Annotated in this window: 20 protein-coding genes; 15 read left to right on the top strand and 5 right to left on the bottom strand. The window is 70.6% G+C overall.

Annotation, left to right across the window (positions count from 1 at the left end; genetic code table 11):
• Window positions 1–3: 3 nt before the first annotated feature.
• A complete protein-coding gene (locus G448_RS0111040; RefSeq protein WP_026408031.1) occupies window positions 4–417 on the bottom strand; it encodes a PLDc N-terminal domain-containing protein in 414 nt (137 codons plus the stop codon).
• Window positions 418–487: 70 nt separating this feature from the next.
• On the opposite strand from G448_RS0111040, the gene G448_RS0111035 reads away from it, so the two are divergent.
• From G448_RS0111035 to G448_RS0111015, 4 genes are all read left to right on the top strand, one after another.
• Complete coding sequence (locus G448_RS0111035; RefSeq protein ID WP_026408030.1) at window positions 488–1,879, top strand: AMP-binding protein; 1,392 nt, start codon at window positions 488–490, stop codon at window positions 1,877–1,879.
• Between the two features lie 363 nt (window positions 1,880–2,242).
• Window positions 2,243–2,818, top strand: a complete 576-nt coding sequence (locus G448_RS0111025) for a hypothetical protein (protein WP_245572298.1) — start codon at window positions 2,243–2,245, stop codon at window positions 2,816–2,818.
• 126 nt (window positions 2,819–2,944) lie between these two features.
• Window positions 2,945–3,907 (top strand): 1,4-dihydroxy-2-naphthoate polyprenyltransferase, encoded by a 963-nt coding sequence (locus G448_RS0111020; protein ID WP_026408028.1) that lies wholly within the window; start codon window positions 2,945–2,947, stop codon window positions 3,905–3,907.
• Between the two features lie 20 nt (window positions 3,908–3,927).
• On the top strand, window positions 3,928–4,569 hold the full coding sequence (locus tag G448_RS0111015) for a hypothetical protein (protein WP_026408027.1): 642 nt from the start codon (window positions 3,928–3,930) through the stop codon (window positions 4,567–4,569).
• A gap of 69 nt (window positions 4,570–4,638) precedes the next feature.
• Here the strand turns inward: G448_RS0111015 and G448_RS0111010 are convergent, their stop codons facing one another.
• A complete protein-coding gene (locus G448_RS0111010; RefSeq protein ID WP_026408026.1) occupies window positions 4,639–5,226 on the bottom strand; it encodes a YagU family protein in 588 nt (195 codons plus the stop codon).
• Between the two features lie 262 nt (window positions 5,227–5,488).
• A complete protein-coding gene (locus tag G448_RS0111005; protein WP_026408025.1) occupies window positions 5,489–5,770 on the bottom strand; it encodes a hypothetical protein in 282 nt (93 codons plus the stop codon).
• A 195-nt stretch (window positions 5,771–5,965) separates the two neighbouring features.
• Between G448_RS0111005 and G448_RS0111000 the strand changes: the two genes are divergently transcribed.
• From G448_RS0111000 to G448_RS16295, 3 genes are all read left to right on the top strand, one after another.
• A complete protein-coding gene (locus G448_RS0111000) occupies window positions 5,966–7,651 on the top strand; it encodes a cytochrome c biogenesis protein CcdA (protein WP_026408024.1) in 1,686 nt (561 codons plus the stop codon).
• Between the two features lie 65 nt (window positions 7,652–7,716).
• Window positions 7,717–8,271 (top strand): sigma-70 family RNA polymerase sigma factor, encoded by a 555-nt coding sequence (locus tag G448_RS0110995; RefSeq protein ID WP_026408023.1) that lies wholly within the window; start codon window positions 7,717–7,719, stop codon window positions 8,269–8,271.
• On the top strand, window positions 8,268–9,116 hold the full coding sequence (locus G448_RS16295) for an anti-sigma factor (RefSeq protein WP_034495074.1): 849 nt from the start codon (window positions 8,268–8,270) through the stop codon (window positions 9,114–9,116). The genes G448_RS0110995 and G448_RS16295 overlap by 4 nt, the downstream gene beginning before the upstream one ends.
• A 60-nt stretch (window positions 9,117–9,176) precedes the next feature.
• On the opposite strand, the gene G448_RS0110985 is transcribed toward G448_RS16295, so the two are convergent.
• Window positions 9,177–10,277 (bottom strand): 1,4-dihydroxy-2-naphthoyl-CoA synthase, encoded by a 1,101-nt coding sequence (locus G448_RS0110985; protein ID WP_051268934.1) that lies wholly within the window; start codon window positions 10,275–10,277, stop codon window positions 9,177–9,179.
• A gap of 171 nt (window positions 10,278–10,448) precedes the next feature.
• Between G448_RS0110985 and G448_RS18205 the strand changes: the two genes are divergently transcribed.
• On the top strand, window positions 10,449–10,862 hold the full coding sequence (locus G448_RS18205; protein WP_156911017.1) for a hypothetical protein: 414 nt from the start codon (window positions 10,449–10,451) through the stop codon (window positions 10,860–10,862).
• A gap of 76 nt (window positions 10,863–10,938) precedes the next feature.
• Window positions 10,939–11,178 (top strand): hypothetical protein, encoded by a 240-nt coding sequence (locus tag G448_RS0110980; protein ID WP_156911016.1) that lies wholly within the window; start codon window positions 10,939–10,941, stop codon window positions 11,176–11,178.
• Between the two features lie 398 nt (window positions 11,179–11,576).
• On the opposite strand, the gene G448_RS0110975 is transcribed toward G448_RS0110980, so the two are convergent.
• Window positions 11,577–12,224: a response regulator gene (locus G448_RS0110975; RefSeq protein ID WP_026408020.1), complete on the bottom strand. Its 648-nt coding sequence runs from the start codon at window positions 12,222–12,224 to the stop codon at window positions 11,577–11,579.
• An 833-nt stretch (window positions 12,225–13,057) separates the two neighbouring features.
• Here G448_RS0110975 and G448_RS0110970 point away from each other — a divergent pair.
• From G448_RS0110970 to menD, 6 genes are all read left to right on the top strand, one after another.
• Window positions 13,058–14,350: a quaternary amine ABC transporter ATP-binding protein gene (locus G448_RS0110970; protein WP_026408019.1), complete on the top strand. Its 1,293-nt coding sequence runs from the start codon at window positions 13,058–13,060 to the stop codon at window positions 14,348–14,350.
• Entirely contained in the window at window positions 14,350–15,240 is an 891-nt protein-coding gene (locus G448_RS0110965) for an ABC transporter permease (RefSeq protein WP_026408018.1), read from the top strand. The genes G448_RS0110970 and G448_RS0110965 overlap by 1 nt, the downstream gene beginning before the upstream one ends.
• Before the next feature lie 87 nt (window positions 15,241–15,327).
• Window positions 15,328–16,212 (top strand): glycine betaine ABC transporter substrate-binding protein, encoded by an 885-nt coding sequence (locus tag G448_RS0110960; RefSeq protein ID WP_026408017.1) that lies wholly within the window; start codon window positions 15,328–15,330, stop codon window positions 16,210–16,212.
• A 153-nt stretch (window positions 16,213–16,365) separates the two neighbouring features.
• Complete coding sequence (gene argF / locus G448_RS0110955; RefSeq protein ID WP_051268932.1) at window positions 16,366–17,400, top strand: ornithine carbamoyltransferase; 1,035 nt, start codon at window positions 16,366–16,368, stop codon at window positions 17,398–17,400.
• A gap of 133 nt (window positions 17,401–17,533) precedes the next feature.
• On the top strand, window positions 17,534–18,658 hold the full coding sequence (locus tag G448_RS0110950) for an o-succinylbenzoate synthase (protein ID WP_026408015.1): 1,125 nt from the start codon (window positions 17,534–17,536) through the stop codon (window positions 18,656–18,658).
• Window positions 18,655–20,532 (top strand): 2-succinyl-5-enolpyruvyl-6-hydroxy-3-cyclohexene-1-carboxylic-acid synthase, encoded by a 1,878-nt coding sequence (gene menD / locus G448_RS16290; RefSeq protein WP_084436661.1) that lies wholly within the window; start codon window positions 18,655–18,657, stop codon window positions 20,530–20,532. Before G448_RS0110950 ends, menD begins: the two co-directional genes overlap by 4 nt.
• Window positions 20,533–20,764 lie beyond the last annotated feature (232 nt).

Here is a 20,764-nt window from a genome sequence, read left to right as displayed (position 1 = left end):
TGATCAGGCCCCCTCCTCGGAGGAGTCGGGGGTGCCGGAGTCGGTGTCCCCGGCACCGTCTCCGGCGTCGCCCTTGTTCCCGTGGTGGCGCTTGCGGCGGATGTCCTGCTCGAGGCCCCGCAGGAACTCCGGGTCGTCGTCGGGGGCCACGGGACGCGGCCGCTCCGCCCGACGGAATCTCGTGCCGTCCTTCGAGGACCACACCGTCGGCTCGACGGCCCCGTCACGGTCCTCGGCGGCCTTGACGCGGCTGACGATGATCCACGCGATCGGGCCGATGACCGTGACCATGACGATGATGACGATCCACAGCAGCTTGGGCATACGGGCCGGCATCGACTCCTCCGGCGTACGGGCGCAGTCGAGCAGGGAGTAGATCGTCAGGGCGAGAATCAGGACTATGAGGGCGGCGCGCATGACGTCACCCTAGCGGTAGTCGGTCCCGATATCGCACGGCCGTGCGCGTGCGATGTGCGATCCTGATGGTGTGAGCGCGCTCGCCGTCCCCCGTCGTGCCCTCCGCCTCGTCGTGGGCGGGACCGACAGCACCCGTGTCGGTCACCTGCGCAGCGCGCTCGTCGGGATCCTCGCCGGACGCCCCGTCGGGACGGGCCCGGCGGCGGACGGCGACGGGGGAGAGGGCTCAACGGACGCGGTCGACGGTCCTCGCCGCCTGCTCGTACCGATCGGCCCCCATGAGGATCCCGCCGTCGTGCGCGCCCGCCTGCCCGGGCGACTCGCCCGCGTTCCCGAGCGCGCCGATGTTATTCTGCGCACCTCCGGCTCCACCACGGGCACGGGCAGCCTCGTCGCCATGAGCGCCGCCGCCCTGGTCGCCTCCGCGCGCGCCACGCACGAGCGGCTCGACGGTCCCGGGAGCTGGGTGCTGGCCCTGCCCGCCCACCACGTCGCCGGCCTGCAGGTGCTGGTGCGCTCCATCGTGTCCGGGACCCCGCCCGTCGTCGTCGATACCGCCGGGGGCTTCGGCCCCGGCGCGCTCGCGGACGGTCTCGGGCGGGCGCTGAGGCGCGGGGGGCCCGTGTACATCTCGCTCGTTCCCACCCAGCTGCTGCGCACGCTGGCGGACCCCGATGCGACCGCCGCCCTCTCCCGCGCGAGCGCCGTGCTCGTCGGCGGCGCCGCCGTCGACCCCGCGCTGCTGGCGCGCGCCCGGGCGGCGCGCATCCGCGCCGTGACGACCTACGGCATGAGCGAGACCGGAGGAGGGTGCGTCTACGACGGCGTCCCGCTCGCGGGCGTGGGCGTGCGCATCGAGGACCCCGATGAGACGGGCGCCGGCAGGATCGTGGTGACCGGCCCCGTCCTGGCCGAGGGCTATGCCGATCAGGGCATCGGCCAGGGAGATCCCGGCGCCGCTGCGAGCGCGATCTCCGGGGCGTCGCCGGGCACCGGCCCCGCGTCCGACGACCCGCCCGATGCCCCTGTCCTCAGGACCGCCCGATCCTCCTTCTTCCGCACCGACCCGCACGAGCTCGTCACCGCCGACCGCGGACGATTGGAGGCCCGGCCCGACGGCTCGACCCGGTTGACGGTGCTGGGGCGTCTCGACGATCTCATCATCACCGGCGGCATCAAGGTCGATCCCCATGAGGTCGAGCAGGTGCTGACCGCCCTCCCCGGCGTCGCCCGGGCCTGCGTCGTCGGCGTCCCGGACGACGCGTGGGGCAGCGCGGTCGTCGCCGCCGTCGTGCCGGAGGCGGGCGCCCGGCTCGACGGCGAGGGGCTCAGAGGCCGGGCCAGAGCGCGCCTTGACGGCGCCCGCACCCCCAAGCGCATCCTGGTCGTCCCCGATCTGCCCCTGCGCGGCCCGGGCAAGGTCGATCGACGCGCCGTCGCGGCCCTCCTCGAGGCGGTGTGAGGCGTCGATGGGGCGTGGTCCCCATGGGGTCGGGTCATCAATGCGTCTACCATGGCGCCGGTCTCGTCCAGCGCCCCCAGGAGCAGTCTCATGTCGCAGCCGCCTTACCCCGGCCAGCCGCAGCCATCCGACCGGTACGGGTACCGGCCTGCCTCCGGGCGACCCGCCGGCCACGGGGAGCGGCCCGTCCCCGGAGCGGAGCATGCGCCCGCCGGATCATCCGGATACGGTCGGGTTCCGACCGGGCACTGCGGGCCTCAGGTCGCTTACGGCCAGGCCCCGGTCGAGTACGGGGGAGCCGCGGCTCCCGCCTCCGCGCCCGCGGGCTCGTCGAACCCGCCTCCCGGCGGCGCGCCGATTCCCGTGACGCAGGAGTCCGTGGTCATCCGCGCCTCCGCCACCGGGTCCTCGCGCCTCATCATGCTCGTCACCGGGGGCTTCGGGCTCGTCGCCCTCGCCGGCGCCGTCCACGACCTCGTCGACGCGAAGATCGGTTCCGGCATCATTCTGATCATCGTCGGCTCGCTCGCCCTCGCCATGGTGATGCTGTTCATGACCATGCGCACCACCCTGGACGCCACCGGGATCCATATCGGGTCTGCCATCGGGGCCAGGGACGTCCCCTGGCCGGTCTCGCGCACGGGGCTGTTCGTGCGGGTGAGGCTCGCGACCGGCAAGGCGGTCCTCATCGCCAACAATGCGCAGGCCATGGTCGTCACGCCCGAGGGCAGGGCGGTTTCCCTCACCGGCCTGATCTGGATGGGGCCCCTGCCCGGCACGATCGAGGCCAAGGGCGTAGCGGAGATCGACCGCATCTGGCAGTGGGCCCTCGCCCGTGGATACGCTCACGAGACCGGCTGGTACACCGAGCTCCGCGGTGCGCAGAAGCTGCTGCAGATTCAGCGTCGCAAGCAGGAGGAGCGTTACGGGCTCGTATGAGCGAGACCCTGACGGCCGGCCTCCGAGTTCGCTCGAAGCCTCGAGGGTATCATCAGCGCGGCCATTCCCTCGTCGTCCCGTCCGGCGAGAGGTAGGCTCCACGGCAGGCTCGGGGGAGAGGACATCATGGGCGCCAGCAGCATCGCACGACCGGCGGGCGCGGACCCTCGCGCCACCGGCTGGGCGGAGGTCGTGCGCCTGCGCACCCTGCCCGCCGCGGTCGCCCCGGTCATCCTCGGCGGTGGCGCGGCCGCGGCGCTCGGGACCTTCTCGGCGCCGCGCAGCCTACTGGCCGCGGGGGTCGCCCTCGCGCTCCAGATCGGCTGCAACCTCGCCAACGACTACTCCGACGGCGTGCGCGGCACCGACGACGAGCGCACCGGTCCACCGCGTCTGACCGCCTCCGGCGAGGTCTCGCCCAAGGCCGTCATGCTGGCCGCCCTCGGCTGCTTCGGGGCCGGCGGACTCCTCGGGCTGATGCTCCTGGCCCTGTCGGGCCAGTGGTGGATGCTGCTGCTGGGAGCCGCGGCGATCGCGGCCGCCTGGTTCTACACCGGCGGCCCCCGCCCCTACGGCTACGCCGGACTCGGGGAGATCTTCGTCTTCGTGTTCTTCGGACTCATGGCCGCCGCCGGCACCCTCTACGTCCAGGGCGGGAGCGTGCCGGGCTGGGCGTGGCTCGCCGCTTGCGGGATCGGGCTCATCGCCTGCTCGCTGCTCATGGTCAACAACCTGCGCGACATCGGCACCGACCCGATCCACGGCAAGCGCACGCTCGCCGTCCGGCTGGGGGAGCGCCGCGCGCGCCGGGTCTTCTGCGCCATGATCGTCATCCCGGTCGTCCTCGGCGTCGTCTCCCTGTGGTGGGCCCGCCGTGCCGACGGCGCCATGGCCGCCGTGACGCCGGCCGGGGCCGCGACCGTCGTCGTCTACCTGCTCCTCGTCTCGCCGCTCGCGGGCCGCGCCGTCCGCCCCGTCCTGGGTGGCGCCACGGGGCGCGACCTCATCCCGTCCCTGCGGGACGCCGGGGTGTACGAGCTCGTCTACGGCGTCGCCTCCGCGACGGCGCTCGTCGTCGTCGCCCGTTGAGAGCCCGAGTGAGCGCCTGCATGAGGGGATCGGAGGACGCCGCCGGTCCGGCCGGGTACGTCCCCGCTCCGGGATCCCATCAGTGGGCGTCGCCGACGTGCGTCGTGCCCTTCGGGCTCCTCGGACGCGACTCCTTCACCTGGAGGTTCTGGCGGACGCCGTCGTGGACGTTCGTGATCGGGATCTCCGCTCTGGTGACCACGGGCATGACCGTGGGCATGCTGATGGACTCCAACCGGTCCAGGTGGATGATCCTTCCCGGTCTGATCGTTCTCCTCCTGTGGACGGCGGTTCTCAGCGCCCTCGTGGGGCGAACGCGCGGCGACGCCGCCGGACTGCATGTGCGCACGCTGTTCGGCAGCTGCCATCTGAGGTGGGAGGACGCGCCTGGCGCCCTGCGCGTCCGATCGGTGTCCGGGGCGAAGGGGGGCGTATCGGCATGCGTAGACGTCGAGGCGCCCGGAGGAAGGCGTCGCCTCGACATGCCCGGCACCTGGCGGTGCGGTTTCTCCAGTCGTGTTCACGAACGCGCTGAGCGCGATTCCGAGGGGATTCTCGCGTGGGCGGTGGCGCAGGGGTATATCGACCGCGGCGGCTCCCGGGCGCGGCAGGAGGACTGGGGTTCCCGGGGCGCGGTTCGCCCGGGATGGTACCCGCAGTGATCCTCGTGCCGTCGTGACGGGCCTCCACAGGACGGAGAGGCGCCGTCGCGAGCGGTCGCGGGCCGCGGATCAGCGGGCGTCGGCGGGTGGGGCGACCTCGGCGTCGGGCTCGTGGGTGATGCGGCCCCGCAGGTCGTGGCGCACGATCTCGATGGACCACATCCACACGATGTGGCCGAAGAACTCCGAGACGTGCTCCGACCACGTCTGGGCGCCCGCCACCCACGGGAAGGGGTTCGGCGCCCAGCCCAGCAGCGGCATGACGACCACGTGCGCGCCGACGTACACGAGAATGCCGAAGGCCGCTCCCTGCCAGAGCTTGACCCGCGGGACGTACTCGGCCGCGATGCAGTAGACGAGGCCGAAGACGATCGCGAATCCGAAGTGCACGATGAACGACATGATCGGCAACTGGTTGTTGCTGAAGGTCACCATCGTGTGCGAGGTCTCGTGAGACATCCCGAACCACTCCAGCATGGACTGGGGCGGGTTCGTCTCCGAGCGCGGGCCGGGAGTGCGGGGCGGGAAGGGGACCTCCCAGCCGAACTTCACGAGCGCGGAGAACGCTCCGCCGATGAGTCCCACGATCGTGGCGACCCCGAGGCGGCGTCGGGAGGGGGCGGTGCTGCCGAGCAGCGAGGTGATCCAGGCGGGCATGGGAACCTCCGGGGTGGGGCGGAGTACCGATGGCATTGATCGGGTGCCGGTTCGGCGCCGGTCATGACGCCGACCACCATGGTGCCAGATGGTGGGGCGCCGTCCACGAAGGCGCTCCATGGCCCTTCGCCCCTTGCCGATCTCGACGCGGAACTGAACCGATCTCGGGAAGGGCTTCCGGGAAGGACGACGGCGGCCCGCACCCGATCACCTCGGGGCGGACCGCCGCTCGTCGGGCTCTTGAGAGCCCTGGTCGCTGTCCCTACTTGCCGCCTTCTCCGTCGCTCATCTTGTCGTCCGACATCTTGTCGTCGCTCATCTTGCCGTCGTCCATCTTGTCATCGCTCATCTTGCCGTCCGACATCTTGTCGTCGCTCATCTTCCCGTCGTCCATCTTGTCGTCGCTCATCTTGCCGTCGCTCGACGTTGATGTCTCCTGCATTCCGGGCTTTCCCGTGTCGGCCTCCGACGAGCCGCAGGCGGCGGTGCCGACTGCGAGCGCGGCGACGAGAAGGGAGGCGGACACGATGTTGCGAATGCGCATGGGGATCTCCTTGAGGAATCGATGATGTGGAGTGGCGCGCCGGCGGGCGCGCCGTCATCGGGGGTTCGGAGCGGTCGGCGGTCCGGATTGGACGCGGATCGGGCAAATCGAGTGACCCTCATCACGTGATGTTCGGGCATCCGGGAGGCCGCCCGTGCCGAACACACGGTGACACGATCGCAAAGGAGGAACGACATGGTCAGTCTCGTTCTCATCGGCTTGCTCGGCGGCCTCATCACCGGCATATCCCCCTGCATCCTCCCGGTCCTACCGGTCATCTTCCTGTCCGGAGGGGCCCAGAGCGCACGCGCGCAGGACGAGGACGGAGCGCCGGCCGTCTCCAGGTGGCGGCCTTACCTCGTCGTGGCGGGACTGGTCATCAGCTTCACCACGTTCACGCTGCTGGGATCGACGCTCCTCAATCTCCTGCACCTGCCGCAGGACGTCATCCGCTGGGCGGGCATCGTCCTTCTCGCCCTCATCGGAATCGGGATGATCATCCCCAGGGTCATGGAGATCATGGAGCGCCCCTTCGCGCGCTTCCAGCGATCCGGCTCGTCCAACCCGACCAACGGCTTCCTCCTGGGGGTCGTCCTCGGGGCCGCGTACGTGCCCTGCGCCGGCCCGGTGCTCGCGGCGGTGTCGGTCGCCGGCTCCACCGGCCGGATCGGTGCCGACACCGTCACCCTCGCCCTCTCGTTCGGGCTGGGAACCGCCATCCCGCTGCTCGGCTTCGCACTCGCCGGCCGCGGGCTCACCGAGCGGCTCAAGGCCTTCCGCCGCCGTCAGAGGACGGTTCGGGTGACCGCCGGAGCGGTCATGCTGGCGCTGTCCGTGGCGCTCGTCCTCGATCTGCCGGCCGCCCTCCAGCGCGCCCTGCCGGACTACACCGCCTCGCTCCAGGCCCGCACCGACAGCGTGCTGCACGGCAAGGCGGGGGTCGGTGAAGGGGGCACGTGCGTCGACGGCGCCGACGAGCTCGCCCACTGCGGGCAGCTGCCCCGTATCGACGGCGTCAACGCCTGGCTCAACACTCCCGGCGAGCGGCCCCTGGCCGACGGCGACCGCGCGGGCAAGGTGAACCTGGTCGACTTCTGGGCGTACTCCTGCATCAACTGCCAGCGCTCCATCCCGGGCATTCAGAAGCTCCACGAGACCTACGGGGACCTGGGCCTGCAGGTGATCGGCGTCCACTCCCCGGAGTACGCCTTCGAGAAGGAGGTCGACAACGTCCGCGGCGGCGCCGCCGACCTCGGCATCACCTACCCGGTGGCCGTCGACTCCGACCTGGCCACGTGGCGCAGCTTCGACAACCACTACTGGCCCGCGCACTACCTCGCCGATTCCAAGGGCGAGCTGCGCCAGGTCAAGTTCGGCGAGGGCGGCGAGGCCACCACCGAGAGGCTCGTGCGCGAGCTCCTGCGCGAGGCGAATCCCGACGTGCAGCTGCCCGCCCCGGTATTCACCGACGACGAGCCCGCCGTCAACGGTCCACGCACCCCCGAGACCTACCTCGGCTCCGCCCGCGCCAACAACATCGCCGGCGACAGGCTCTCGAACGGGACGTCATCGTACAGCTTCCCGGACAAGCAGGCGTCCGACACCTTCTCCCTGGACGGCAGGTGGAACGTGTCGCCCCAGTCCATCTCGCCCGAGGGCGGCGCCGCCCGCCTGCGCCTGCGCTACCAGGGCAGGCAGGTCAACCTGGTCGCCTCCGGGGAGGGGGACATCACGTACACGACCGGCGGCGAGAAGCGCACGGTCCACGTCTCGGGGGTCCCCAACTCGATCGAGCTCGTGAGCACGGAGGACACCCGGGAGGGCACGCTCGACCTCGAGGCGAGCGAGGGCCTGTCCCTGTACTCCTTCACCTTCGGCTGATCGGTTCCAGAGCCGATGAGACCGGCTGCGAGACCGACTGAGGACCCGAGCCGTACCATGCGACTGTGCATGACGAGGAACTGGACCACGACAACGCCCTCGTGCTCAGGGTGGCCGTCGGGGATCACGACGCCTTCGCCGAGTTCTACGACCGCTGGTCGGGCCGGCTTCTCGCCCTCATCGTCCAGATCCTCGTGGATCGCGCCCAGGGTGAGGAGGTGCTTCAGGAGGTCTTCCTGGAGATATGGCGGAGTGCTTCGACCTTCTCCCCGAGCAGGGGCAGTGCTCGGGCCTGGGCGGTGACCATGGCGCGGCGCAGGGCGATCGACAGGGTCCGTTCCTCCCAGGCGGCCAGGGACCGTGAGGACCAGTGGCACGGCTACATGCCGGACACGGACCTCACGGTCCAGGCCGTCGAGGACCGGCTCGTCGGGCAGGACGTGCGCCGGGCCCTGGACGCCGTCGGCGAGCCGCAGCGGTCCACGCTGGTCATGGCCTACTTCACCGGTCTGACCCATACCGAGATCGCCCGACGCACCGGCGTGCCGCTCGGCACCGTCAAGACCAGGATCAGGAACGGAATCGCACGACTTCGCGAGGAGATGGGGGCGGAATCATGACGGGGCTGGACAGGCGACGCCGACCGGAGGACTCCCTCGACGCGCCCCCGGTGGACGACGGACCGGCCGAGGACATGTCGGACGAGGCCCTCGCCCGGCTCGGAGCGTCTCTGGAGCCGATCGAGCCGCCCGCCTCGCTGCGCGCCGCGCTGCTGGAGCGCATCGAGCGCGAACCTCGGACGAGCGGTTCGCCCGGGCCCGACGAACCGGCAGAACCCGGGGCCGCTGGGACGGCCGGGACAGCCGGAGCGGCCGGTGCCGCTGGGCCAGGGGCGCAGGAGGGCGATGACGACGCTCCGCCCGGAGAGGTCGTCCCCCTGCGCCCGCGCCGACGCCGGTGGGCGGCGGTCGGGCTGCGGATCGCCGCGGTCGTCGTCATCCTGGGCGTCGGCATCGGAGTGGGCCGGTGGACGGCGCTGAGCTCGATGGCCCCCACCGAGCACTACGCCCACCTCAACCAGGCCCAGGACGTCCAGCGGGTCACCGACACCATGCCCGACGGCCACGTCGCCACCCTCACCTGGTCGCGGGGCATGAGCATGACGGCGCTGAGCCTGCCGGCCGAGATGATGGACGCCGCCGCGGGCGGCAGCCTTCAGATCTGGCTGCGCAAGGGCGACGCCGTGAGCTCGCTGGGCCTGTACGACCCGGAGTCGGGAACGGGATTCGCCTTCCTCGATCTCACGCCCGAGACCGGGGAGCAGATCTTCATCACCCAGGAGCCCACCGGGGGCTCGGAGCAGCCGACGGGGGAGGCCCTGGTCGCCTTCGACGTCAACGCCGACGGCACCACCACCCGCCGGACCCCGACGCCGACGTCCGATGGCGGCGGCGCCGACGCCTGAGCCGCGACCCCGAAGCGCTCAGGAGCCGAGCAGGAGCCGATCGGGACAGGGCGGAGCGGGTCAGAAGTAGTAGGGGTAGGGGGACCAGTCGGGAGCGCGGCGCTGGAGGAAGGCATCGCGCCCCTCGACGGCCTCATCGGTCATGTAGGCCAGGCGCGTGGCCTCACCGGCGAAGACCTGCTGGCCGGCCAGGCCGTCGTCGGCCAGGTTGAAGGCCAGCTTCAGCATGCGGATGGCCTGCGGGGACTTGCCCGCCACGGTGGCGGCGTACTCCAGGGCCCGCTCCTCCAGCTCGGCGTGGGGGACCGCCTCATTGACCACGCCCCAGCGCTCGGCGGTGACGGCGTCGTAGGCGCGGGCCAGGAAGAAGATCTCGCGGGCCCGTTTGTCTCCCACCTGGCGGGCCAGCAGGGCCGAGCCGTAGCCGGCGTCGAAGGAGCCCACGTCGGTGTCCGTCTGCTTGAAGCGCGCGTGCTCGATCGAGGCCAGGGACAGGTCCGCGACGACGTTGAGGGAGTGCCCGCCGCCCGCCGCCCAGCCGGGCACGGCCGCGATGACGACCTTGGGCATGGTGCGGATGAGGCGCTGGACCTCCAGGATGTGCAGGCGCCCGGCGCGGGCGGCGTCGATGCGCGCCCGCGCCGCCGCGACGTCCGCCTCGTGATCGTGGCCGATCGAGTCCCCCGCGGCCGGGGCGTCGACGGCCTCCTCGCGCTCGTGCTCCTCGTGCTCATAGCGATAGCCGTCCCGGCCGCGGATGCGCTGGTCGCCGCCGGAGGAGAAGGCCCAGCCGCCGTCGCGCGGGGAGGGGCCGTTGCCGGTGAGGACGACGGCGCCGACGTCGCCGCTCATGCGCGCGTGGTCCAGGACCCGGTAGAGCTCGTCGACGGTGCGGGGGCGGAAGGCGTTGCGCACCTCGGGGCGGTCGAGGGCCACGCGCACCACCGGCAGATCGCGCAGCCAGGCGCCGTCGGCGTCGCGCACGCAGCCGCGGTGGTAGGTGACGTCGGTCAGGGGCGACGGGCCCGTGGGCCCGTCCGCGTGAGGAGATGCGACGTGGGCGAAGCCCTCGACCCCGCGCCAGCAGGAGGGATCGAAGAGCTCGGAGACTCGATGCGGCAATGGATGGACGGGGGACGCGGAGGTGTCGGGCTCGCTCATGGAGCCAGGGTAGGGGCGCGGCCGCTCATGGCTGTTGCGGCCTCTCCGATTCGCATGAGAGCCGGACCCCTGACGAAAATCAACTGTGAGGAAGGCAATAGTCTGCGTAGTGTGAATCACAGCCGGGCGGCAGGCCCGCTCCCGGTCCATTCGCATTGATGACAGGAGAATATGATGAATGTCCTTGCCGGATGCGCCTCGGTCGCTGCCGTGCGCACCCTCGCCCTATCGGTCGGAGGACCTGCTCGGGCGAGTTCCTCGTCGGAGGAGGGAGCCTCCGAAGCGGAGTTCGAGCAGCAGGTCGCCGTTGATCCGAATAATGGTGCGCAGCGGTCGGCCGTCCTCATTGAAGGAGAGGGGTTGAAGTTGAACACTCAACCGGGCGATCGGATTCGCATTGAGGGTGGCACGGTGACATGGCTTGATAGTGCCGGGGGCGTCGTGGCGACCATCGGCGTGTCTTCCGATCAGGGCGAGGATGCGCCATTTGGGGTGGGCGGAGTCGCCACTCCGATTGCTGGGGCCATTACGGGAGCCGCCTGCGAGGCTGCTGGTGGTGCGCTTGTTACCGCCGTTTCCTGCTAGGTAGATCTGAGGCGTAGGATTGCAATCAGCGATGAACTATAAGCGGCACATTTACTGTCTCCTGATATCGCTCGTCATGATCGGAGTTACTGTGCCGTTCCATCCCGGTATTCCGTGGACAGCGTGGGCGGGTGCGTTCGTCCTCTTCATGCTGGAGTCCGAGGTGCTCCTCTCGATGATCGACCGCGGCCGTGATGATGAGGGGAGGGCGACCGATGATATTCGGCGAGGGCGCTCCCGCGGAATGCTCGTCGTGGCCGGTGCGATGGCCATTCTTCTTATTCTGATCTGGGTCGTGCTGCTGGTCGTCATCTGAGGAGGGGGAAGTCATAAGTTCGACTGGTCCGTCGGCCTCGCCGGTCGCCGGCCGGGGCCGACGTCCGCGGCGGTACGGCCCTGGGGCCTGACCCGGGGCCTTCGCGGAGCTCGGTCGGTGCACGGGCGGGCAATCTCGGCTCGCGCTCGGCGCGGTCTCGCCGCACGGCGCGCGGATCGCAGTCGATGCGCCATGGCGCGCACGCCACGGTTCTGCGCCCGCAGCGCCCGATCCGTACGCCATCGCCGACGCTCCATCCTTGGAGATGTCACCCGTACCCGTACTCGACTCCTCGCGCACCGCACGGGCTCGCCCCCCACCAGGTTGTTGCGACAATCAGATGAATCCGCTGCCAAAGAGAATCGTGCGATGGGGAACGTCCTGAAATCGTCAGCCGGTCAGATCAGCGCAGCGGCCAGGAGCTCTGTTCGTGAGGAGTGGCCCAGGTGATGCAGGACATCGGAGACATAAATTCGAACGGTGTTCTCCGAGATATCGAGTTCTTCGGCGATCTGATGATTGGTGAGGCCTCTCAGGAGGCGGGCATGCACGTCTTGAAGTCTGGGTGGCAACTGCTCGACCAAGTGTCTCATGTGTTGAGCCGTCCGTTGCCTGCGTCTCTCCGACTGGTAGGCATTGACGAGGATCTCCGTGGGGCGAGCGGACAGAACAGGTTCCCCGTGCACCGCGCGTATGATCGCCGCGGCGACGTCCTCGGCGGCTTCGTCCTTTGTGATGAAACCGCTCACCTCCTCGTCAAGGGCCTTGTCCAGCGTATCGTCGTTACGAAAAGTGGTGAACATGATGACGGGGATTCTCGGGCGCTCCTGATGTATAATCCGCACGGTCGCGGTGCCATCGATGAGGGCGGCATCGGTGCGTCTTTCATCTGTTGATAGCAGATCGAGGGCCTGGTCGCTCCGCGACGCAGTGGCGCTCACTGCTATCGAGGGACGGGCGTCGAGTTGATTCGCGAAGTCGCCGCGAATGCGGGGGTCGTCGTCGACGATCAGGACTCGTAGGGGGGAAGCGGTTTCTTCGGACATGGTCGTCCCCGTCCGATGATGAGGTGATCTCGGGGTGCGGGGAGAACTGCTCCTGCGGGGGGACGTGACGCGTTTTAGAGGGCGAGAAGGGGATTTGAGGGTCAGTCGGCCCACCGTCGTGGTCGTGGAGCGGGCCGCTCTACGACCATGCGATTGCGCCGTGCCGGCCCGGGCGGGGCCGGAGCCCCGGGGTGCGGGCCGGTCCGCGGCCTCATGCGCGCCATCGGTGTCCGAATGGTCGTCCGGTGCCTGGCATACGAGAAGCCATGAAAATGTGACAATTCCTACACGAACGCCCCTTCTGGGGCCGCGGTTGCGGATGCTGTGCGGGTTCGTTATGGGACGACGTGCGGGATCGGGGCGGGGTGGCGGCGCCGACTGCTCATCATCCCGCGTCATAGCAACGATTGCTCGCGATCTCGGGTCGGGTGGGCGGGCCCTCTCCCGTTGCGGTGCGCCCCGGTGGATCGCTGACGTGACCTCAAACACTTCAAATCCGGTGTCAAGGCCGTGCGGGCGCTGATTCGACGGGCCGCACGGCGCCCAGCGCTTGACCGGTCGCTCACCCCGCAGCATTCTGATGCGGGTCTCGTGGTCGTGCCGGGCTCGTCCGAGTCATCTGAGTCATCGCGAAGTCTTCCCGAGTGGTGGCGGGTCCGATGCGTTGACGAGCGCCTCCGCCGTCCTGGCAGTCCCGATTCCATTCCATGTACGTAGCGAAGCCATCCGATCCCGGCCCTGGTCATCCAGAGGGCGCCCGGAAGTGACTCCTGACATCCTTGCCTCCGGCTTCCTCATGGCCCGAGTTCCGGAGTTGGATCTCGAGGAGCGCTGTGAAAGTAATAGAGGCCGATAACATCTATAAAATTTTTGGGCGGCGTCCGGCCGCCGCCGTGAGGAGACTCCAGGCCGGCGAGTCGCGTGATGACCTCAGGAAGGAAGGCACGACGGCCGCCGTCATCAATACCTCCTTCGATGTCAACGAGGGCGAGATCTTCGTCGTCATGGGCCTGTCGGGGTCCGGCAAGTCCACGCTGATCCGAATGGTGAACGGGCTCCTCCCGATCACCTCGGGCGACATGACCCTCTACGACGAGAACCTGGCCAGCGTCTCCAAGCAGAAGCTGCGCGAGGTCCGCCGCCGGCGGGTGTCCATGGTCTTCCAGAACTTCGCCCTCCTCCCTCACCGGACGGTGGGGGAGAACGCCGCCTACGGTCTGCAGATCCAGGGCGTCAATCGTTCCGACCGCCGGAGCAGGGCCGAGAGGGCCCTCGCGATGGTCGGGCTCGAGGGCTGGGCGGACTACAAGCCCGGCGAGCTCTCCGGCGGAATGCGTCAGCGGGTCGGACTGGCTCGGGCCCTGGCCGCCGAGACCGACGTCCTGCTCATGGACGAGGCCTTCTCCGCACTCGACCCGCTCATCCGCCGTGAGATGCAGGACCAGCTCATCGACCTGCAGGGCGAGCTCGGGAAGACGATCCTGTTCATCACCCACGACCTCAATGAGGCGATGCGCCTGGGGGATCGGATCGCGATGATGCGGGACGGGCGGATCGAGCAGGTCGGCACCGCCGAGGAGATCCTCCGCGATCCCGCCTCGGACTACGTCGCGCGCTTCGTCGCGGACGTCGACCGCACTCGTGTACTGACCGCCGGGTCGATCGCCGAGCGGCCCTACGCGGTACTCGGCTCGGATCGCAGCCCTCGTGCGGCCCACAGGCTCCTGCGGGAGCACCAGCCGGCCTGGCTCCTCGTGCAGAACCGCGACCGCACTCCCTTCGGATTCGTCTGGGAGGACGACGTCGCCCGCGCGGTGACCGAGGGCTCCGACACCCTCCCGCTGTCCACCGTCCACGAGACGCCCGTCGTGCGGGAGGACACTCCCGTCAACGAGCTGTTCGACTACGCGGTGCAGCACGCCGCCCCCATCGTCGTCGTCGACGACGACGGCCGGATCTCCGGCATCATCCCGCGCGTCACCCTGCTCGCCGCGATCAGCGAGCACAGCCAGGACGGGGAGGCCGAGGGGCCCGCCGATGCCGCCGAGGGGGCCGAGGGGCCCGCCGATGCCGCCGAGACCGATGAGACCGAGCGGACCGCCGAGACCGAAGGAGACGACGACTGATGCTCCCCGCAGAGACCCCCATCCCCAGGATTCCCGTGGGCTCGTGGGCCGAGCTCATCATCAGGTGGATCCAGAACAACCTCAACGGATTCCTCGACGCCGTCGCCCACGCCGGGAACCAGATCAACGACAGCCTCACGGACGTCCTCCTGATCGCCTCGCCGTTGGTCATGGTGGTGATCTTCGCGCTCATCGCCTGGGTGGTGAAGTCGTGGAAGCTGGCCGTGGGCACCGTCATCACCTTCCTCCTCATCATCTCGATGAATCAGTGGGAGAACGCGATGGAGACGCTGGCCCTCGTCATCGTGGCCACCGCGACCGCCCTCATCATCGCCATCCCCCTGGGGATCTGGGCGGCCCGGAACAGATACGTCAGCGCAGTCGTCCGCCCGGTCCTCGACCTCATGCAGACCATGCCGGCCTTCGTCTACCTCATCCCGGCGGTGCTGTTCTTCTCGATCGGCGCCGTTCCCGGCCTGTTCGCCACGCTCATCTTCGCCATGCCCCCCGGGGTGAGGATGACCGAGCTGGGGATCAAGCAGGTCGACAAGGAGACCGTCGAGGCGGGCCGGGCCTTCGGCGCGACCGACTGGGAGATCCTCACGGGCATTCAGCTCCCCCTGGCCATTCCCACGATCATGGCCGGGGTCAACCAGGTCATCATGCTCGCCCTGTCCATGGCCGTCATCGCGGGAATGGTCGGCGCCGACGGTCTGGGTCAGGAGGTCGTCTCGGCGCTCGCGAAGATCAATATCGCCAAGGGCACGGAGGCCGGCCTGTCGATCGTCTTCCTGGCGATCTTCCTCGATCGCGTCACGTCGGCGCTCGGCGCGCCGAGGGAGAAGGGGTCCCTGCTCTCCCTCATGAGCGGGATCGGGCGACGGTCCTGAATGCCGCCGTTCCTCCGCCGCCCTCGGGGTCGTCGGCGCGGGGCGGACTCGCGAGCACTAGTCACCGGTACACACGAAAGGAACACCATGCAGACCTCTCGACGGACATTCAACGCGGCCCTCGCCTCCCTCGCGATGGGGGGCGCCCTCGCCGCTTGCGGCGGCTCGCGCTCGAAGGGCAAGAGCAAGAAGCTGACGCTCGGCTTCATCTCCTCCTGGACCGACGGCGTGTGCATGACTCACCTCACTAAGATCCAGGTCGAGAAGAACGGGTACACGACCGAGCTCAAGGACCTCAGCGAGCCCAGCGTCCTCTACACCGGCCTGAGCAAGGGCGATATCGACCTCTACGCCTCCGCGTGGCCCGAGGTCACTCACAAGCAGTACATGGACCAGTACGGCGACTCCATCGAGGACCTGGGGTCCTACTACGGGTCGGCGAAGCTGACCTGGGCCGTTCCCTCCTACTCCGCGATGAACTCGATCGCCGATATCCCGGGGCACGCCGACGAGCTCGATCACAAGATCATCGGGATCGAGGACGGCGCCGGCATCACCCAGATCTCCAAGGAGAAGGTCCAGCCCGCCTACGGGCTCGATGATGGCACGTGGGAGGTCAAGACCTCCTCGACCCAGGCCATGGTCACCGAGCTCGAGAAGGCGATCGATGCGCAGAAGGAGATCGTCGTGACGCTCTGGCACCCCTTCTGGGCCTACAACAAGTACGACGTGCGCGACCTGGAGGACCCGGAGGGCGCGCTCGGCAGTGGTGAGGGACTCCACTTCCTGGGACGCAAGGGATTCACGGACGACTTCCCCGAGGTGGCGAACTGGCTCGGCTCCCTCAAGCTGGAGGAGAGCCAGTACGGCGAGCTCGAGAGCCTCGTCAGCAACTACGGCGAGGGCAAGGAGGACGACGCCGTCACCGAGTGGTCCAACAGCCACCCCGAGTTCGACTTCAAGAAGTCCTGACCCTCCCCGGCGCCGTGCTGCCGTGCTGCGGCCCCGTCGTCTCGAGCCGTTGCCGAGTCGACGGGGCCGCAGCACGTGGCGGTGCGCCCTCCATGCCATACGATCCTCCTGTTCCACCCCTCCCTTCCGATTCACCGCGCTGAAAGGATCCGCATGACCGCCTTCGCCCTGCCCGCTCCCGATCCCGCCGTCCTCGCCGGCCTCAAGGGCCGCAGCTTCCTGCGCGAGCTCGACTTCACCCCCGAGGAGTGGATGGCCCTCATCGAGCTGGCCGCCCAGCTCAAGGCGGCCAAGAAGGCCGGTCGCGAGGTCCAGCGCCTGACCGGCAGGAACATCGCCCTCGTCTTCGAGAAGACCTCCACGCGCACCCGCTGCTCCTTCGAGGTCGGAGCGGCGGACCAGGGCGCCCGCACCACCTACCTCGACCCGTCGGGCTCCCAGATGGGGCACAAGGAGTCCGTGGCGGACACCGCCCGGGTCCTGGGGCGCATGTTCGACGGCATCGAGTACCGTGGCGACTCCCAGGCCAAGGTGGGGACCCTGGCCGAGCTCTCCGGCGTGCCGGTGTGGAACGGGCTGACCGACGAGTGGCACCCCACCCAGATGCTCTGCGACGCCCTGACCATGCTGGAGCACGCGGGCAGGCCCGCCGGCGAGATCTCCTACGCCTACGTCGGCGACGCCCGCTTCAACATGGGGCGCTCGCTGCTCGTCAACGGCGCGCTGCTCGGCGCCGACACGCGCATCGTGGCGCCCGAGGAGCTGTGGCCCGACGACGCGTGCGTCGAGGCGGCCCGCGAGGTCGCCCAGTCCACCGGCGCCCGCATCACCCTGACCGAGTCGGTCGAGGAGGGAGTCGCGGGCGCGGACTTCGTCCACACCGACATCTGGGTGTCCATGGGCGAGCCCAAGGAGGTCTGGGACTCCCGCATCGCCCTGCTGCGCCCCTACCAGGTGAATGCCTCCCTCATGGCGATCGCCGGCCCGCAGGCCAGGTTCATGCACTGCCTGCCCTCCTACCACGACCGCAACACGGTCATCGGCGAGCAGATCTACGAGGCCACGGGCATGGACGGCCTGGAGGTCACCGATGAGGTCTTCGAGTCGCCGGCCTCCATCGTCTTCGACCAGGCCGAGAACCGCATGCACACCATCAAGGCCGTCATGGTCGCGACCCTGGGGAGCTGACGCGCCCGCTGCACGGGGCGCTCGCACCCCCTCCGCCGGCCGGCCTCGTCGTGACGATCGTTCCGCGGAGCGAGCAGGACCTGCGACCGGACGGCGGACACGGTCCGCCGCTCATCCGGTTATCCTGGGCGACGTGCCCGACAGGAACGAGGTCGTCGGCTCGCCGCTCCGCGTGAGCGGCGAGCTCGACCTGCACGCCCTGAAGGCCCAGGACTCCTCCGGGCTCCTCGACGGCATCGATCGCGCCGTCGTGTGGGACATCAAGATGACCACCCGCTTCCGCGGCATCACGCGCCGCGACGGCGTTCTGCTCCACGGCGGCGCGGGATGGGGGGAGGTCGCCCCCTTCTGGGACCATGACCTCGACGCCTCCGTCCCGTGGCTCGCCTCCGGACTCGAGTGGGCCCTGGCGGGAACGACCGGGCTGCCCCGGAATCGATACAGCGTCCCCGTCAACGTGACGATTCCCGAGGTCTCCCCGGCCGCGGCCCGCACCCTCGTGAGACGATCCCGCGCGGACACCGCCAAGGTGAAGGTCGCGGGCTCGCACGCCTCCGCGTCCAAGGGCCTGGAGGCCGACCTGCGGCGCCTCGAGGCCGTTCGCGACGCGCTCGGACCCCGCGGCCGGATCCGTGTCGATGTCAATGGGGCCTGGGACCCGACCACCGCCGCCGCGGTCCTGCCACTGCTGGACAGGGCCGCGGGGGGCCTGCAGTACGTCGAGCAGCCCTGCCCCGACGTCGCCGGCCTCGCCGCCCTGCGCCGCCTCGTCGACGTCCCCATCGCCGCCGACGAGTCCATCCGCCTGTCGAGCGACCCCCTGGCCGTCACCCGCAGCGGCGCCGTCGATGTCGCCGTCCTCAAGGTCGCCCCGCTCGGCGGCGTGCGCCGCGCCCTCGCCCTGGCCGAGCGTCTCGGCCTGCCCGCCGTCGTCTCCTCCGCGCTCGACACGTCGGTGGGCCTGAGCGCCGGGGTCTCGCTGGCGGCCGCGCTGCCCGAGCTCGCGGGCGCCTGCGGGCTGGGCACCGTCCGCCTGCTGGACCGCGACGTGGCCGCCCCCTCCTTCGCGCCCATCTCCGGGGGGCTGCCCGTCAGACCCGTCCACGTCTCGCGCAGGCTCCTGGCGAGCGTCGGCGCCGACGACGACCTGACGTCTCGCTGGCAGGTGCGGCTCGGCCACATCGTCAACGCGCTGCGCACACGCCGCGAGCGGGAGCGGCGCGATCCGGCCTCCGCGATCGCGGGAATCCCCCTGTGAACGGGGCGATCGGCGAGCCCCGGGGCTCCGCGTCCGCCTCCAAGCCCCCTTCTGGCGATCCGCAGCCCGCCGCGCTCGCGGCCGCGCGGGCGGTTCTCGACTCACTGATCGGCATGGGCGTGCGGAACGTCATCCTCGCCCCGGGCTCGCGCAGCGCCCCCTTCGTCCCGGTTCTGGCCGCCGCCGAGGCCGAGGGCCTCATCCGCGTGCGCGTCGTGCTCGACGAGCGCAGCGCCGGATTCATCGCCGTGGGGCTGGCCCGCGCCGAGATGAGGCGCCGGGGCCCCCGTCCGGCCGCCGTCATCACGACCTCGGGGACGGCCGTGGCCAACCTCCATCCCGCCGTCGTCGAGGCCGATGCCGCCGGCGTCCCCCTCCTCCTGGTCACCGCCGACCGCCCCCATGAGCTCGTCGGCACCGGCGCCAGCCAGACCACCGAGCAGACGCGCCTGTTCGGAGGCGCCACGCGCGCCGTCGTCGACCTGCCCGCCGATCTGGTCCGCGACCTCGGCCCCGCGGCCGCGGACCTCGCCATCGGCGGCCGGGTCCGCAGCGCTGTCGAGGCCGCCCGCGGCCGGCTCAGCCGGGACCCGGGACCCGCTCAGATCAACGTCCGCTTCCGCCCACCGCTGGCGGGTGCGCTCGTGGAGCGGGCCGTCGCCCGCCCCGTGCCCGCTCCGGCCGCGGCGCCGAGCCCGGCCGGTTCCACGATCCCCGCGGCCCTCGCGGCGCCGCCCGGGTCCGCGAGGCCGGTCGCACCGGCGGTCCCGGCCGCCGGCCCGCCCCCGGCGACGCGGGAACCCCGGGGCGGCGCGCGCGGGCTGGTCGTCGTCGGCGACACCGCGGACCGTCTCGGCGACCTGGGACGCGCGCTCGCCGAGCACCTGGACTGGCCGCTCCTGGCCGAGCCCACATCCGGTGCGCGCGGCGGTCCTCAGGCACTCGTCCGCTACGCGGAGCTCCTGGCCGCCCCGGCCGGCGCGGAGCTGAGCGCCCGCGCGCAGCGCGTCCTCGTCCTCGGACGCCCCGGCCTCACCCGGGCCGTGACGGCGCTGCTGTCCCGCCGCGACCTGTCCATCGACGTCCTGACCAGCACGGCGCGGTGGACCGATGTCGCCGGCACGGCCGCGGCCGTCCACCCCGTCGACCCCCGGGAGCAGGACGTCGCCGGGCTCGCGGCGGCCCTCGGGCTGGAGTCGGCGCCGCCGTCGTGGATGGCCGCCTGGCGCGAGGCCGTCGACCGGCTTCCGGCGCTGCCCGAGGACGGCGAGGCCCTGACCCCGGACAGCGCCGCCCTGGCCGTCTACGCCGCGTGCTCCGCGCCGCCGGCGGGAGCGGCTCCGGCGGAGGCGGTCCCGGACCTGGTGCTCGGCTCGTCCATGACGATCCGCCGCCTCGACCGGCTCGCCCCGCCGACCGCGGGCCCCGCCCCCGCGCCGATCGCCAACCGGGGGCTGGCTGGCATCGACGGGACCCTGGCGACGGCCCTCGGAGTGGCGCTGGCGCAGGAACGGGGCGGAGCCGGTGTGCGGGCCGTCGTCGGGGACCTCACCTTCCTCCACGACGCCATGAGCCTGGGGCGAGGGCGGTGCGAGGCGGAGCCCGATCTGCAGGTCGTGGTCGTCGATGACGCCGGCGGGGCGATCTTCTCGACACTGGAGTACCCCGCCGTGACCGCGCCGGAGGTGCTCGACAGGTACTTCACCACTCCCCAGGGTGCCGATGTCGCGGCTCTCGCCCGCGCCCTGGGGGCGCGGGTCCACGGGCCGCGCACCGCGAGTGAATTGCGCCATGTGCTGGCCGGGCCGGTGCGGGGGCTCAGCGTCGTGCACGTGCGGGCGGACGATCGCTCCCGACAGGCGCGACCGGCGTGATCCGGCGCCAGGACCGGGATGCAGATCGTTGAGATGATGGCCGAAACCTGCCAGCCGGGGTTGGGGCGGCGTCGGGCGGGCGGAACGGATGGGGATGATGACCGATGGTGTCGGCGTCGGGCCTCACGCACTATAGACTCGCAGCCGACACAGGAAAGTCCCAGACGAGAGTCGGCAGTGGTCCAGACCGGCCGTGTTGGGTTGGAGTCGATTGATGAAAGGGCTACGGTCC

The sequence above is a fragment of the Actinomyces gerencseriae DSM 6844 genome (genome assembly GCF_000429265.1).
GTDB lineage: Bacteria > Actinomycetota > Actinomycetes > Actinomycetales > Actinomycetaceae > Actinomyces > Actinomyces gerencseriae.
This window is presented reverse-complemented; position numbering and strand designations above follow the sequence as displayed.